The sequence below is a fragment of the Mycobacterium toneyamaense genome (assembly GCF_055384815.1).
In genome coordinates, this window is the sequence record NZ_AP040333.1 from 5342421 (window position 1) to 5356593 (window position 14173).

12 protein-coding genes and 2 pseudogenes are annotated in these 14173 nt (G+C 69.5%); 11 read left to right on the plus strand and 3 right to left on the minus strand.

The window, feature by feature from the left end; genetic code table 11:
* Positions 1-128 precede the first annotated feature (128 nt).
* Complete coding sequence (locus ACZ5IQ_RS25900; protein WP_464480487.1) at positions 129-1013, plus strand: helix-turn-helix transcriptional regulator; 885 nt, start codon at positions 129-131, stop codon at positions 1011-1013.
* Here the strand turns inward: ACZ5IQ_RS25900 and ACZ5IQ_RS25905 are convergent.
* The gene (locus ACZ5IQ_RS25905) at positions 1010-3127 is read right to left on the minus strand and encodes an acyl-CoA dehydrogenase (protein WP_464480488.1); all 2118 of its coding nucleotides are present in this window, start codon (positions 3125-3127) and stop codon (positions 1010-1012) included. The two genes, ACZ5IQ_RS25900 and ACZ5IQ_RS25905, sit on opposite strands and share 4 nt — an antisense overlap.
* 255 nt (positions 3128-3382) lie before the next feature.
* Here ACZ5IQ_RS25905 and kstR point away from each other — a divergent pair, with 255 nt between their 5' ends.
* Together kstR and otsB are read left to right on the plus strand one after the other, a co-directional pair.
* The gene (gene kstR / locus ACZ5IQ_RS25910) at positions 3383-3988 is read left to right on the plus strand and encodes a cholesterol catabolism transcriptional regulator KstR (protein WP_346416108.1); all 606 of its coding nucleotides are present in this window, start codon (positions 3383-3385) and stop codon (positions 3986-3988) included.
* A 3-nt stretch (positions 3989-3991) separates the two neighbouring features.
* Complete coding sequence (gene otsB / locus ACZ5IQ_RS25915; protein WP_464480489.1) at positions 3992-4735, plus strand: trehalose-phosphatase; 744 nt, start codon at positions 3992-3994, stop codon at positions 4733-4735.
* On the opposite strand, the gene ACZ5IQ_RS25920 is transcribed toward otsB, so the two are convergent.
* Positions 4732-5832, minus strand: coding sequence for a LacI family DNA-binding transcriptional regulator (locus tag ACZ5IQ_RS25920; protein WP_464480490.1), 1101 nt, complete (start codon positions 5830-5832; stop codon positions 4732-4734). The two genes, otsB and ACZ5IQ_RS25920, sit on opposite strands and share 4 nt — an antisense overlap.
* Before the next feature lie 97 nt (positions 5833-5929).
* On the opposite strand from ACZ5IQ_RS25920, the gene ACZ5IQ_RS25925 reads away from it, so the two are divergent.
* Genes ACZ5IQ_RS25925 through ACZ5IQ_RS25935 form a run of 3 tightly spaced genes read left to right on the plus strand, consistent with a single transcriptional unit; the run spans position 5930 to position 8480 of the window.
* Positions 5930-6850: a metal ABC transporter solute-binding protein, Zn/Mn family gene (locus ACZ5IQ_RS25925; RefSeq protein WP_406784038.1), complete on the plus strand. Its 921-nt coding sequence runs from the start codon at positions 5930-5932 to the stop codon at positions 6848-6850.
* A 9-nt stretch (positions 6851-6859) separates the two neighbouring features.
* The gene (locus ACZ5IQ_RS25930; protein WP_464480491.1) at positions 6860-7657 is read left to right on the plus strand and encodes a metal ABC transporter ATP-binding protein; all 798 of its coding nucleotides are present in this window, start codon (positions 6860-6862) and stop codon (positions 7655-7657) included.
* Entirely contained in the window at positions 7650-8480 is an 831-nt protein-coding gene (locus tag ACZ5IQ_RS25935) for a metal ABC transporter permease (protein WP_226519848.1), read from the plus strand. Before ACZ5IQ_RS25930 ends, ACZ5IQ_RS25935 begins: the two co-directional genes overlap by 8 nt.
* Here ACZ5IQ_RS25935 and ACZ5IQ_RS25940 read toward each other — a convergent pair.
* Positions 8467-9271: pseudogene (locus tag ACZ5IQ_RS25940) on the minus strand (sulfurtransferase). The gene ACZ5IQ_RS25935 and the pseudogene ACZ5IQ_RS25940 sit on opposite strands and share 14 nt — an antisense overlap.
* 24 nt (positions 9272-9295) lie before the next feature.
* Between ACZ5IQ_RS25940 and ACZ5IQ_RS25945 the strand changes: the two are divergent.
* The 5 genes and pseudogenes from ACZ5IQ_RS25945 (at position 9296) to ACZ5IQ_RS25965 (ending at position 14172) form a co-directional block, all read left to right on the plus strand.
* Positions 9296-10054 (plus strand): LamB/YcsF family protein, encoded by a 759-nt coding sequence (locus tag ACZ5IQ_RS25945; RefSeq protein WP_464480492.1) that lies wholly within the window; start codon positions 9296-9298, stop codon positions 10052-10054.
* Positions 10054-10974 (plus strand): MBL fold metallo-hydrolase, encoded by a 921-nt coding sequence (locus ACZ5IQ_RS25950; RefSeq protein ID WP_464480493.1) that lies wholly within the window; start codon positions 10054-10056, stop codon positions 10972-10974. Before ACZ5IQ_RS25945 ends, ACZ5IQ_RS25950 begins: the two co-directional genes overlap by 1 nt.
* Positions 10926-12104: pseudogene (locus ACZ5IQ_RS25955) on the plus strand (SLC13 family permease); the annotation flags it as partial. The gene ACZ5IQ_RS25950 and the pseudogene ACZ5IQ_RS25955, both read left to right, overlap by 49 nt.
* A gap of 13 nt (positions 12105-12117) precedes the next feature.
* Positions 12118-12525, plus strand: coding sequence for a nitroreductase/quinone reductase family protein (locus tag ACZ5IQ_RS25960; protein WP_212807270.1), 408 nt, complete (start codon positions 12118-12120; stop codon positions 12523-12525).
* A gap of 90 nt (positions 12526-12615) precedes the next feature.
* Positions 12616-14172, plus strand: a complete 1557-nt coding sequence (locus ACZ5IQ_RS25965; RefSeq protein ID WP_212807271.1) for a purple acid phosphatase family protein — start codon at positions 12616-12618, stop codon at positions 14170-14172.
* The last annotated feature ends 1 nt before the right edge of the window (position 14173 follow it).

Consider the following 14173-nt stretch of genomic DNA (forward strand, 5'->3'; position numbering starts at 1 on the left):
TAGTGACCATGCCGAGAACAAACATTCGAAATATGCAACAAGTTCTAATTTTTATTGACTGGCTTGCAGATTTTTCACAGGATGTTCGGAGAAAGCCGCCACGAGCCCGCGCCCGAGGGCGCATGATCATGGCCAAGCTGGACACCCGGAGGTTTCGCATGGCCGTCAAGCCATGGAATGACGACCGGCCCATGAAGCCACGCATCGTCGTCGGCGAGAGGTCCGTCGACAGTCGCGGCATGTCGCTACGATTCGCCACCGAGCGCATCGAGCAGCCTGCCGACTGGTGCTGCCACGATTCGAGTCGCCACCTCATCTACGTCCACCGCCACGGCGAACTCCGATCGATGGAGACCAACCTGGACTGGGGCCCGACCGATCGCACGCTGCCGCGCATCGGCGATACCTGGGTGGTGCCGGCGGGGGTGCGCTGCACGTCGGTCGTCACCGGCGACATCTCGGGATTCTGCGAAATCTCGATACCCGAGAACGCCCTGGGCGAGGTCGTGCACGTCCCGCGGCGTAAGCATCACGATCCGCTGATCCTGCAGCTGGTGACCAAGATTCGCAGTGTCGCAGGCCGCGACGACGCGGTCGCCCGGCTACTGCTCGATTCGGCCGGCGAGACGCTGCGGCTGCTGATCCGGGACACCTACACGACCGCCCCACCGCCCGAACCGGAGCGCGACACCTTGCCACCGTCGGCGCGCGCATCGATAGTCGAGTTCCTGGAAACGAGCCTGGAATCCGACATCCATCTGGAATCGCTTGCCCGCCTTGCCCAGATGTCCGTGGCGACGTTCATCAAGGCGTTCCGCGCCGCGTTTCACACCACGCCGTACCAGTTCCTGCTCGACCGCCGCATCGACCGCGCCAAGACGTTACTGTCCTCGACCAGGTTGTCGATCACCGAAATCAGTGCGGCAGTAGGATTTTCGACACCCAACCACTTCGCCACGACATTCCGGCAGCGGGTCGGCCTGACCCCGAGGGACTTCCGGCGGGGCCGCTAGCGCGGCAGGCCCAGCAGGCGCTCGCCGGCCACGGTCAGCAGGATCTGTTCCGTACCACCGGCGATCGACAGGCAGCGGGTGTTGAGGAAGTACCGGACGTCCGGCGAATCCTCGATGCCCGCACCGTCGTGAGCTTCCATGATCGTCTCGGCCAGGGCCTGGCGGTAGCGCACACCGATCAGCTTGCGCACGCTCGACGGGGCACCCGGGTCGTGGCCGCCGACGGCCATCTGCGCCGTCAGCTGATCCAGCAGCGAACCGACCTGGGCCGCAACGATCAGTGCGCCAAGGCGTTCCGCGTCGGCGGCATCCAGCTCGCGGTCGCCGAGCACGTCCAGCAGGTGCTCCATGCCCTTGTCCAGCGCGCCACCGGCGGCCATCGCGACGCGCTCGTTGGCCAGCGTGGTGCGGGCCAGGGCCCAGCCGCCGTCGATGGGACCGATGACGCAGTCGTCCGGCACGAACAGGTCGTCCAGGAAGACCTCGTTGAACAGCGCTTCGCCGGTGATCTCGCGCAGCGGACGGATGTCGATACCGGGCGAGCTCATATCGACGACGAAGTAGGTGATGCCCTTGTGCTTCGGCGCGTCAGGATTGGTGCGCGCCAGGCAGATTCCCCAGTTGGCGCGGTGCGCATTGGAGGTCCATACCTTCTGGCCCGTCAGCTTCCAGCCGCCGTCGACCTTGACGGCCTTGGTGCGCAGGGCCGCCAGGTCCGAGCCGGCGCCCGGTTCGCTGAACAGCTGGCACCAGTACACGTCGCCGGTCAGCGTGCCGGGGATGAAGCGGTCGATCTGCTCGGGCGTGCCGTGACCGAGGATGGTCGGCGCGGCCCACCAGCCGATCGAAATGTCCGGGCGCACAACGCTTGCGGCACTGAGCTCGTCGTCGATCACCAGCTGCTCGCCCGGCGACGCCGCGCGGCCGTACGGCGCGGGCCAGTGCGGCGCCATCAGTCCGGCCTCGGCCAGCGCGGCCTGATGCTTCTCGACGGGCAGTGCCGCGATCTGGGCCACCACGGCGGCGATCTCGGGACGGATCGTCTCGGCCGCACCGGTGTCGACGTGCAGCTGACGACGCAGCCCCGCACGGGTCAGCGCGGCCACGCGGCGCAGCCAGCTGCCGTGGCCGCCGAGGATCTGCGACGTGGCGCAGGCGCGCCGCAGGTACAGGTGGGCGTCGTGCTCCCACGTGAAGCCGATGCCACCGAGCACCTGAATGCAGTCGCGGCCATTGTGTTTCGCAGCGTCGATGGCGGCCGCGGCGGCCACCGCGGCGGCGATGGAGAGCTGCGTGGCATCGCCTTCCACAGCGGCCTCGGCGACATCGCTTGCGGCGACGGCGATCTGCTGCGAACGCAGCAGCATCTCGGCGCACATGTGCTTGACGGCCTGGAAACTGCCGATCGGCTTGCCGAACTGCTCACGCACCTTGGCGTATTCGGCGGCGGTCTCGAGCTGCCAACGCGCCAGGCCTGCGGCCTCGGCGGCGAGCACGGTCACGGCCAGGTCGGCCACCGGCGCGTCGAGGACGGTCGCCGCGGCGCCCGCCAACTCGACGCGGGCCAGCGGGCGCGAGAAGTCGGTGGCCTCGAGCGGCGTGACGGTGACGCCGGCCGCGGCGGCGTCGACCAGGATCCAGGTGTCGCCCGCGGGCAGGATCAGCAGGCCGTCGGGCAGGGCACCCAGGACGAACTTGGCGGTGCCGGTGGCGACCTGCCCGTCGAAGGCGATGTCGGACGTCAAAGCGAGTCCGGCGGTCCGCTGCCCGGAAGCCAGCGCCTCCAGCAGCGCGGCGTCGGTGATGACCAGAGTTGCCAGCGCGGTGGTGGCGACGGGTCCGGGCACCAGCGCGGCGGCGGCTTCGTCGACCATCACGCACAGATCGGCGATGGACCCGCCGGCGCCGCCGAGGTCCTCGGGCACCGCGACGCCGAAGGTCCCTAGTTCGACAAGACCGCCATACGGGCCCCGCCAAGCGTCAACGACATTCTCCGCTCCGCCCTCCATCGCCCGGACCGCGGCGATGGAACCCGACGCGACAGCCCAGCTACGGACCATTTCGCGGACCTCGGCCCGCTCCGAGTCGATAGTTGTGGAAGTGATGGACACCATGCGCTCCTAGCGTTTGGGCGAGAAGAACACGCTTCTCACTAGAACGTGTTCTAATGGTGACAGCAATCAGACGTCAAGTCGATCGCCATTACAGCAGGACACTCGGGTGTCCCGGGGCGCCTGGAGGTGGGAAATTACCGATCACTTTGCGTATCGTTTTCACCCAATGCGCTACCTGAAGGAACTGACCGCCGAATGCCGACGCCAGCAACACCCGAGTCCGATTCCGCCGTCCGCCCGCGGGAGGTGACGAACATGGCCGTACTAACCGAATCCGAGCTCGGTTCCGAAGCACAGCGCGAGCGCCGCAAGCGCATCCTGGACGCCACCCTGGCCATCGCCTCCAAGGGCGGCTACGAGGCAGTTCAGATGCGTGCGGTGGCAGAACGTGCCGACGTCGCCGTCGGCACCCTGTACCGCTACTTCCCGTCCAAGGTGCACCTGCTGGTGTCCGCGCTGGGCCGGGAGTTCGAGCGCATCGACGCCAAGACCGATCGCGCCTCACTGACGGGCGGTACGCCGTACCAGCGCCTCAACGTGATGGTCAGCAAGCTGAACCGGTCGATGCAGCGCAATCCGCTGCTGACCGAGGCCATGACGCGTGCTTTCGTGTTCGCCGACGCGTCCGCAGCCGGTGAGGTTGATCACGTCGGCAAGCTCATGGACTCGATGTTCGCCCGCGCCATGAGCGACGGCGAACCCACCGAGGACCAGTACCACATCGCCCGCGTCATCTCCGACGTGTGGCTGTCGAACCTGCTGGCCTGGCTGACGCGTCGTGCCTCGGCCACCGACGTGAGCAAGCGGCTCGATCTGGCGGTCCGGCTGCTGATCGGTGACGGGGAGCACCCTAAAGTCTGACCGGTGCTCCCGGCTGATCTGATCGCGGCGCTCGACACCGTCGCCACCACCCCCCGACTGCTCGTCACCTCGGATTTCGACGGCACGCTGTCGCCGATCGTGAACAACCCTGCCGACGCGCGGGCCCTGCCCGCCGGGTCGGCCGCCCTGCTGGACCTGGCTGCCCTGCCGGACACCTTCGTCGCACTGGTGTCGGGACGCGCCCTCGACGTCCTGCGCGAGCTGTCCGGCATGCCGGATTCGGTGCACCTCGTGGGCAGTCACGGCGCGGAGTTCAACACCGGATTCACGCAGACCGTCGACACCGCACTGCTGGCCGAGATCGTGGATTCACTCACCGAGATCGCAAACCGCTACCCGGGCGCAGCGGTCGAGACCAAGCCGGCCAGCGCCGCCCTGCACGTGCGCAACGCCTCGGCGGCCGACGGCGAGGCCGCGCTGGCCGCCGCGCGCGAGGCGGGAACGCAGTGGGCCGCCGAGCCCACCGAGGGCAAGGCGGTGCTGGAGTTCGCGGTGGTCACCACCAACAAGGGCTCGGCCATCGATGCCCTGCGGGAGCGCGACGACGCGACCGCCGTGGTCTTTCTGGGCGACGATGTCACCGACGAGAAGGCCTTCGCCCGGCTGCGCGACGGTGACGTCGGCGTGAAGGTCGGCCCGGGGCCGTCGGCCGCGCAGTACCGCGTCGACTCCCCCGAGGACGTCGCGGCGGCGCTGGCGTACCTGGCGGCGCGCCGGGCCGGTTAGGCAGGCGGGCCCGAGGTGCGGCCGCGGACCAACTCGGTTTCGAGCACCTCGATCACCGGGATGCCGGACCGCGGCGGATTGTTCAACAGATATCCGGCCCGCCGGCCCTTCTCGAGGCTCGGCTGGGCGACGGTCGTGAGCCCGCGCGCCAGCGCCTCGGGGACGCCGTCGAATCCGGTGACGGTCATCTGGCCGGGCACGTAGATGCCGCGTGACCGCAAGTGGTCCATCGCCGAGAGCGCCAGCACGTCGGCGGTGCACATCAGCGCCGTGATGCGCGGATTGGCTTGCAGCGCAACGGCAGCCGCCGTGCCACCGGAGCTCGGTAGGTGCTCGAAGGTCTCCACCACAGTCAGGCCGTCGGGGTTCAGGCCCGCATCGGACATCGCGTCGCGGACCCCGAGGATGCGTTCGCACTGCACGTGGAAATGCTGCGAGGTGAGCCGTTCCGGGTCCACCACGGCCGACTGCGCGTCACCGTGCGGCCAGTCCCGGCCGAGCCGCATGGTCAGCAGGCCGATCTCCCGATGCCCAAGGCCGACAACGTATTCCGCGATCCCGCGCATGGCCGCGCGATCGTCGATACAGACCCGGGATGCGCCCTGCAGGTCCTTCGGCTGGTCGACGACGACGATCGGGACGCCGCGCTGCTGCACGACCGGTAGGTACGGATCGTCGTCGGAGGCGGCGTACACCGCGAACCCGTCGACCCCGGCGGACAGCACTGCGGCGGTGCCGTCCTCGACCGACCGATTGGGCCCGGCCGCCACCAGCAGCAGGCCCTGCCCGGCCTCCTCACATGATTCGGCAAGTCCGGCAACGAAATCCAGCGCCGCCGGGTCGCGGAACGAGTAGTTGAGCGGCTCGGTGATGATCAGTCCGACGGCACCGGCCTTCCGGGTGCGCAGCGAACGCGCCACCGGGTCCGGCCCCGGGTAGCCCATCTCCTTGGCGGCGGCGAGCACCCGCTCACGCAACTCCGGCGAGAGCTGGTCCGGCCGGTTGTAGGCATTCGAGATCGTGGTGCGCGAGACCTTCAACTCGGCAGCGAGCGAGGCCAGCGTGGCCCGACGCCTCGGGTTGGGGCTCCTCGGCATATTTGTGACGCTAGCGCATCCGATTCGCGCTGCACGGCAACGGTGCACTAGATTTATTGCAAACGGTTTTCATTAACACTAGCCCACAGGAGCACACATGACCCGGACCAGGCTCATCGCACTGTCCGCCCTCACCGCGCTGGCCTCGGTCACCGGGTTGGCCGCCTGCGGGTCGCAGGACGACTCCGGCCACGCCAACGGCGCCGCCAAGGTCGTCACCACCACCAACGTCTGGGGCAGCGTCGCCACCGCCGTCGCCGGCGGACACGCCGACGTCAAGTCCCTCCTCACCAGCGACGTCGACGACCCGCACTCCTACGAGGCCACCCCGGCCGACGCGGCCGCCATCGCCGACGCCTCCCTCGTCGTCATCAACGGCGGCGGCTACGACCACTGGGCCGACGATGTGCTGAAGAACCACAAGAACGTCACCACCGTGGACGCCTACTCGCTGCTGCCGCACAGCGCGCCCGGCGAGGCCAACGAGCACGTCTTCTACAACATGGCCGTCGCCAAGGCCGTCGCCGCCAAGATCGCCGACGACCTGGCCAAGTCCGATTCCGCGAACGCCGACGCCTACCGCGCCAACGCCGCGGAGTTCGGCAAGAAGACCGACGCGATCGCCGCCACCGAGCACGCCATCGGCCAGAAGCACCCGGGCGCCGCGGTGGTCTCCACCGAACCCGTCGCGCACTACCTGCTCGCCGCCGCGGGCGTCGTCGACAGCACCCCGCACGGCTTCGCCGCCGCCGCCGAAGAAGGCCACGACCCCGCCCCGGCCGACGTGGCCGCGGTGCTCGACCTCATCAACGGCCACAAGGTCGACGCCCTGGTGGTGAACAAGCAGACCGAGACCGCCGTCACCAAGCAGCTCCAGGACGCCGCCCGTAAGTCCGCGCTGCCCATCGTCGAGGTCACCGAGACGCTGCCCGCCGGACAGGACTTCCTGACCTGGCAGCGGCAGACCGCGGAGGCATTGGCCCACCAGCTCGATATCGCCGCGGCGCCGGGTCGATAATCAGTAACCGTGCCTTCTGAAGCGGTCGCCGAACTCACCGGCGCACGACTGTCGTTCGGCGACCGCGTCCTGTGGGACCGGCTGGACCTGACGGTGCGCCGCGGCGAGTTCATCGCGGTGCTCGGCCCGAACGGCACCGGCAAGACCTCGCTGCTCAAAGTGCTGCTGCGCCAACAGCTGCTGACGGCCGGGCGGATGACCACCACCGGCGCCATCGGCTACGTGCCGCAGCACCGCTCACTGGACACCGGGCTGACGCTGCGCGGCCGCGACCTCGTCGGCCTCGGCTGCGACGGGCACAAGTGGGGTTTCGCCGGTCCGCGAAAGCGCGCGCAGCGCCGCGCCGTGGTGACCCAGGCACTCGGCCAGGTCGACGGCGCGCGGCTGGCCGACGTCCCCGTCTCGGTGATGTCCGGCGGCGAACTGCAGCGGGTCCGCATCGCGCAGGCCCTGGCGTCCGACCCCGCGCTGCTGCTGTGCGACGAACCGCTGCTCAACCTCGACCCGGCCAACGCGAAACTGGTGTCGGCCCTCATCGACCAGCGCCGCAAGGACGCCGGTACCGCGGTCCTGTTCGTCACCCACGAGGTCAATCCCGTACTGCCGTACGTCGACCGCGTGCTGTACCTGGTCGACGGCCGCTTCCGGATCGGCACCGTCGAGGAGGTCATGACGTCCGAAACGCTGTCCGCGCTCTACCGCGCCGACATCCAGGTCGCCCGGATCGGTGGCCAGTACGTCGTCGTCGGCCAGGACGGTACGGGCGTGGACAACTCCGAGCATGCGAGCGGACACTGCTGTGAATAACTTCTTCAACACGGCGCTGACCGCGGACCTGCTCGGCCGCGACTTCGTCCAGCAGGCCGTGCTCGCGGCGGCGCTGCTGGCGCTCCTCGGCGGCCTGATCGGACCGTTCATCGTGATGCGGCAGATGTCGTTCGCGGTGCACGGCTCCAGCGAGCTCTCCCTCACCGGTGCCGCCTTCGCCCTGTTGACCGGGCTCAACGTCGGCCTCGGCGCCCTCGTCGGGAGTGCCCTGGCGGCAATCCTTTTCGGCATCCTGGGGCAACGCTCACGCGAGCGGGACTCGGCGATCGGCGTCGTGCTGGCCTTCGGCCTCGGTCTCGCCGTGCTGTTCATCCACCTGTACCCAGGCCGCACCGGCACCAGTTTCGCGTTGCTCACCGGGCAGATCGTCGGCGTCGGCTATTCAGGACTGGCGCTGCTGGCCGTGGTGACCGTGCTGGTGGTCGCGATCCTGGCGGCCTGCTACCGGCCACTGCTGTTCGCCACTGCCGACCCCGAAGTGGCTGCGGCCCGCGGGGTTCCGGTGCGCGCGCTGGGCATCGTGTTCGCCGCGCTGGTCGGCGTCGCCGCCGCACAGGGCGTGCAGATCGTCGGGGCACTGCTGGTGATGTCGCTGTTGATCACCCCCGCCGCCGCGGCCGGCCGGGTGTTCAGCTCCCCCGTCACCACGATCGTGGCGTCTGTGGTTTTCGCCGAGATCGCCGCGGTCGGCGGCATCGTGCTGTCCCTGGCACCGGGCGTCCCGGTCTCGGTGTTCGTGACGTCGATCTCGTTCGGCATCTTCCTGCTGTGCTGGGGCGCGGGGCGGGTCAGGCGCCGGTAGCGATCGGTCGCCCGGGCTCATTGCTCCACTGCGACCACGAGCCGGGGAACAGCGCCACGTCCCGGCCCGCGGCCGCCAGCGCGGCCACTGCCACCGCCGCGGTGACACCCGAACCGCAGTACACGCCATCCACATCGGCGCCGTCGGTGCGCAGCGTACCGTCGGCCGCCAGCACGCTCGGCAGATTGATCGCGCCCGGAATGTGCCCGGCGATCGGGTCGATGGGTTCGACGTCGCCGCGATACCGTTCCGGCGCGCGGACATCCCCCAGGCGCGGGCCCAGCGCCGCGGCCTCGTCGGCGGTCAGCGTCGGCATGGCCCCGGCATACGAGATCCTGGTGCGTGACGGTGATGTTGCCCGGTGCCGGTTCGACGTCGCCGCGGTCCAGCGGACCACCCGAGGTGGTCCACGCCGCCAGCCCGCCGTCCAGGATGCGCACGTTCTCGACGCCGGCGGCGCGCAGCACCCACCAGGCACGCGCCGAGCCCGCACGGTTCCAGTCGTCGTAGACGACCGTCGGCACACCCTCCCGCACGCCCCAGCGTCGCGCGGCCTCCTGCAGCGCCGCGCCCGACGGCAGCGGATGGCGACCGCGCCCCGTGACGGTGTGGTCCGACAGGTCGTCCTCCAGCGAGACGTACACCGCATCGGGGATGTGCCCGGCCAGATACTCGTCGCGGCCGTCGGGCTTGGCCAACTGCCAGCGCACGTCGAGCAGCGTCACGTCGCCGGCGGCGATCAACTGGGCGAGGCCGAACGCGGTGATGAGAATGTCGTCACGAGTGGACATGCCGGCCAGCCTAGGCTGGCAGACATGTCAGCGGTGGACCTCAATGCCGATCTCGGCGAAAGCTTCGGGGTGTGGCGGCTGGGCGACGACGACGCGATGCTCGATCTGGTCACCAGTGCCAACGTCGCCTGCGGCTTCCATGCCGGCGACCCGGCCGGGCTGCTGCGGGTCTGCCGCGCCGCCGCCGAACGCGGCGTCCGGATCGGCGCGCAGGTGGGCTATCGCGACCTGGCAGGCTTCGGTCGCCGCTACATCGACGTCGGCCCGGACGACCTGGCCGCCGAGGTCATCTACCAGATCGGCGCACTACAGGCCCTCGCACAGGTCGCCGGGTCGGCCGTCACCTACGTCAAACCCCATGGCGCCCTGTACAACACGATCGCCACCGACCACGTGCAGGCGCGGGCGGTGGCCGCCGCGGTGCACGCCGTGGACCCGGCGCTGCCGGTGCTGGGGCTGGCTGGTTCGGCGTTCTTCACGGCCGCCGAGGAGCTCGGACTGCGCACCGTGCCCGAGGCTTTCGCCGACCGCTCGTACCGCCCCGACGGCCAACTGGTGCCGCGCACACAACGTAATGCGGTGCTGCACAACGTTTCGACCATCGCCGACCGGGTGGCCTCCATGGTGACCGCGGGCCGCGTCGGCGCCGTCGACGGTTCCACCATCAAGATCACCGTGAAATCGATATGCGTACACGGCGATTCGCCCGGTGCCGTCGACATCGCCCGGGCGGTCCGCGACCGCCTGGCCGCAGAGAACGTACAGATCGAGGCCTTCTGCTGATGCGACTCAAACTCGGCCGGCCCGACCTGGCCGCATACACCCGCTACTTCGATCAGCCAGCGGCCGGCACCGACTCGCCACTGACCGTCACCTGGGCCGGCGTCACCACCATGCTGGTGTCCGACGGTTCGTCGGCACTGCTGACGGACGGCTTCTTCTCCCGGCCCGGTCTGCTGTCCGTGGGGCTGGGCCGGCTGGAGCCCTCGGTACCGCGCATCGATGGCTGCCTGCACCGGCTCGGCATCGACCGGCTCGATGCGGTGCTGCCGGTCCACACGCACTTCGACCACGCGATGGACTCGGCGGCCGTCGCCGCGCGCACCGGTGCGCAGCTGGTGGGCGGCACGTCGGCCGCGCACATCGGCCGCGGCGGCGGGCTCCCCGACTCGCAGTTGACGGTGGCCACTCCCGGCGAGCCGATCACGTTGGGCGCCTTCGACGTCACGCTGTTCACCGGCCACCACTGCCCGCCCGACCGCTTCCCCGGCACCATCACCGCACCCGTGGTGCCGCCGGTCCGCGCGTCGGCCTACAAGTGCGGCGAGGCGTGGTCCACGCACATCCACCACCGCGCCAGCGGCCGCCGGCTGCTCGCCGTCGGCAGTGCCGGTTTCGTACCGGGCGCGCTCGCCGGACAACGCGCCGACGTCGTATACCTCGGCATCGGGCAGCTCGGTCTGCAGCCCGAGAAGTACCTCGTCGACTACTGGCACGAGACGGTGCGGACCGTCGGCGCGCGCCGGGTGGTGCTGACGCACTGGGACGACTTCTTCCGGCCCCTGCACGAGCCGCTGCGCGCCCTGCCCTACGCCGGCGACGATCTCGACGTCTCGATGCGGGTGCTGAGCCGGCTGGCCGCCGAAGATGGCGTGCCGCTGCATCTGCCGACGCTCTGGCAACCCGCAGATCCCTGGCTGTGAGCACCGCGCTGCACGAGATCGGCAGACTGCTGCCGGTCGTCGGATTTCTGGCCGCCGTCCTGGTGCTGGCCAAACTCTGCGATGACGAAGGGCTGTTCCACGCCGCCGGGGTCTACATGGCCCGGCGCAGTTGGGGCGCAGGACAATCCGGAGAGTCCAGAGCCCGCCGGCTGCTGGTCACCGTCTTCCTGATCGCCGCCGGGACCACCGCCGTCCTGAGCCTCGATGCCACCGTCGTGCTGCTGACGCCCGTCGTGCTGACGACCGCGCGGACACTGGACGTGCCGCCGCGGCCGCCCGGCTACGCCGCCGCCCATCTGGCCAACACCGCGTCGCTGCTGCTGCCGGTGTCCAATCTGACCAATCTGCTGGCCTTCACGACCGCGGGCCTGAGTTTCACGAGATTCACCGCGGCCATGTCCCTGCCCTGGCTGTTCGCGGTCGCCGCCGAATACGTGTTGCTGCGGTGGTTCTTCCGGCGTGAGCTCCGGGCCGGCGCCACGGACCGGCCGGCCCCACCCGCACCGGAGATCCCGTATTTCGTCCTGACCGTGTTGATCCTGACGCTGATCGGCTTCGGCGCCACGTCGCTGCTCGGCCTGGAACCGGCGTGGGCCGCATTCGCCGGCGCCGCGGTGCTGGCGGTGCGGGCCGTCGTGCGCGGTCACGAGACACCCATGGGCATCCTGCGGGCGGCCAACGTCCCGTTCCTCATCGCCGTGCTGGCGCTGGGTGTCTTGGTGAGCGCGGTACTGGATCTCGGCCTGGGCCGTGTGCTGTCGCACGTGCTGCCACACGGCGCGTCACTGCCGGCCCTGCTCGGCATCGCGGCCGTGGCGGCGGTGCTGTCGAATCTGATCAACAACCTGCCCGCCGTGCTGGTGCTGCTGCCGCTCGTCGCGGCCGGTGGACCGGTCGCGGTGCTGGCGGTCCTCATCGGGGTCAACATCGGCCCCAACCTGACCTACCCCGGATCACTGTCGAACCTCTTGTGGCGCAATGTGGTCCGCGACGAGATGACGGCGCGGGCCCGCGAGTTCACGACCGTAGGGCTGGTGACGGCGCCGGTCACCCTGATTCTGGCCGTGACCGGATTATGGTTGACCTGTTCGATGTTGGGACTGCGATGAGCGGGGAAGACGAATGGCCGACAGCTGGAACGAACAGATCATGGCCGAATTCCGGGCCAACGGCGGCAAGGTCGGCGGACCGTTCGAGAACCTGACGCTGCTCCTGCTGCACACCACCGGCGCCAAGAGCGGTGAGCCGCGGGTGAACCCGGCGGCCACGTTCGTCATCGACGGCAAGCGACTGATCGTCGGATCCGCCGGCGGCGCCGACGCCGACCCGGCCTGGGTACACAACCTGCGGGCAAATCCCAACGCCCACATCGAAATCGGCACCGAGGAATACGACGTCGTGGCGCGCGAACTGCCCCGTGCCGAACGGGACGCCGCCTACGCCCGCATCGTCGAGCGCGCACCCGGTTTCGCCGACTACGAGAAGAAGACCGACCGCGTCATCCCGGTCGTCGAGCTGCAGCGCCGCTGAGCCAGCGCGGTTACCGCGGCGAGAACAGCACACGTCGATTCGTTGTCGGGCGGCGCTGCCGCCGGGCCGGCGGTCCGCATCGCAGGCAAGATGGCTGTCGTGGACGTGAGCCGCAGATCGCTGATCGTGGGAGGCACGTCGGCTCTCGTCGGCGCGGGCCTCGGAGCCGGCGCCACCGGATACGTCACGACCACGCGCAGCGGTCCGATGCTGTGGCAGCGGGCCGACCGCGGCGGCGCCCCACCGGTCACCGGGCTGCACACCCAGTTCGGCTCCGACGCGGCCACCGAGGTCGTGGTGTCCTGGCACACCGCGTCCGCAGTGCAGAATCCCCACGTCATGCTGGGCACCCCGGACGACGGTGTCGGCACCGCCGTCGCGGCCGAGACCGTCACCTACCGCGACGCGGCGTCACGCAGTGAGATTCGCGTCCACCATGCCCGGTTGACCGGCCTCGCGCCCGACACCGACTACATCTACGCCGCCGTGCATGACGGCGCGAGTCCCGAACTGGGCTCGGTGCGTACCGCACCCCGGGGCCGCGCACCCATCCGGTTCACCAGCTTCGGCGACCAGTCGACGCCCATGCTCGACGCCAAGGTCGCGGCATCGTTCGGCAGCGATCACGTCGGATCGCCGGCCGCCGGCGACATCACCACCGCGGTCGAACGGCTGGCCCCGCTGTTTCACCTCGTCAACGGCGACCTCTGCTACGCCAACCTCGCGCACGACCGGGTCCGCACCTGGTCGGAATGGTTCGAGAACAACACCCGTTCCGCGCGGCACCGGCCGTGGATGCCGGCGCCGGGCAATCACGAGAACGAACTGGGCAACGGCCCCATCGGCTACGGCGCCTACCAGGCCTACTTCGGGCTGCCGGACTCCGGTTCCGACCCCGAACTGCGTGGCCTCTGGTACGCCTTCACCGCCGGCTCGGTCCGCGTGATCATCCTCGCCAACGACGACGTCTGCTACCAGGACGGCGGCAACTCATACGTGCGCGGCTACTCCGGTGGCGCCCAAAAACGTTGGCTGGAAAAAGAACTCGAACGAACCCGCAGCAACAAGGACATCGACTGGGTGGTGGTGTGCATGCACCAGACGGCGGTCTCCACGGGCAACAAGACCAACGGCGCCGACCTCGGCATCCGCGAGAACTGGCTGCCCCTGTTCGACCGGTTCAACGTCGACCTCGTGGTGTGCGGGCACGAGCACCACTACGAACGCAGCCATGCGCTCCGCGGCACCCTGCCGACCGACACCCTGACACCGAATCCGGTTGCCGCACAATCGGACTCGATCGACACCAGCAAGGGCACCGTGCACCTGGTCATCGGCGGGGGCGGCACGTCGATCCCGTCGAACACGATGCTGTTCCCCGAACCGCGCTGCCGCGTCCTCATGTCCGTCGGCGAGGTGAATCCCGGCACCGGAAGGAAGACACCGAACTACATCGAGGAAGCCGCGCCCTGGTCCGTCTTCCGCGATCGGGAAAACCCGTGCGGATTCGTGGCTTTCGATGTCGACCCAGGCCAACCGGGTGGCAATACCTCGATGGACGCCACCTACTACGCGGTGAGCGGTCCGTTCGGCGAGGTGCGGGCGGTCGACAGCTTCAAGTTGACGCGGCCCCGCACCGACCGCTGAA

What these genes read in the sequence shown, in the direction of transcription:
- ACZ5IQ_RS25960 (WP_212807270.1), top strand. Translation starts at nt 12,118, where the DNA reads ATGGCCGACAGCTGGAACGAACAGATCATGGCCGAATTCCGGGCCAAC.
- ACZ5IQ_RS25950 (WP_464480493.1), top strand. Translation starts at nt 10,054, where the DNA reads ATGCGACTCAAACTCGGCCGGCCCGACCTGGCCGCATACACCCGCTAC.
- ACZ5IQ_RS25905 (WP_464480488.1), bottom strand. Translation starts at nt 3,127, where the DNA reads ATGGTGTCCATCACTTCCACAACTATCGACTCGGAGCGGGCCGAGGTC.
- ACZ5IQ_RS25945 (WP_464480492.1), top strand. Translation starts at nt 9,296, where the DNA reads ATGTCAGCGGTGGACCTCAATGCCGATCTCGGCGAAAGCTTCGGGGTG.
- ACZ5IQ_RS25900 (WP_464480487.1), top strand. Translation starts at nt 129, where the DNA reads ATGGCCAAGCTGGACACCCGGAGGTTTCGCATGGCCGTCAAGCCATGG.
- kstR (WP_346416108.1), top strand. Translation starts at nt 3,383, where the DNA reads ATGGCCGTACTAACCGAATCCGAGCTCGGTTCCGAAGCACAGCGCGAG.
- ACZ5IQ_RS25920 (WP_464480490.1), bottom strand. Translation starts at nt 5,832, where the DNA reads ATGCCGAGGAGCCCCAACCCGAGGCGTCGGGCCACGCTGGCCTCGCTC.
- ACZ5IQ_RS25965 (WP_212807271.1), top strand. Translation starts at nt 12,616, where the DNA reads ATGGCTGTCGTGGACGTGAGCCGCAGATCGCTGATCGTGGGAGGCACG.
- ACZ5IQ_RS25925 (WP_406784038.1), top strand. Translation starts at nt 5,930, where the DNA reads ATGACCCGGACCAGGCTCATCGCACTGTCCGCCCTCACCGCGCTGGCC.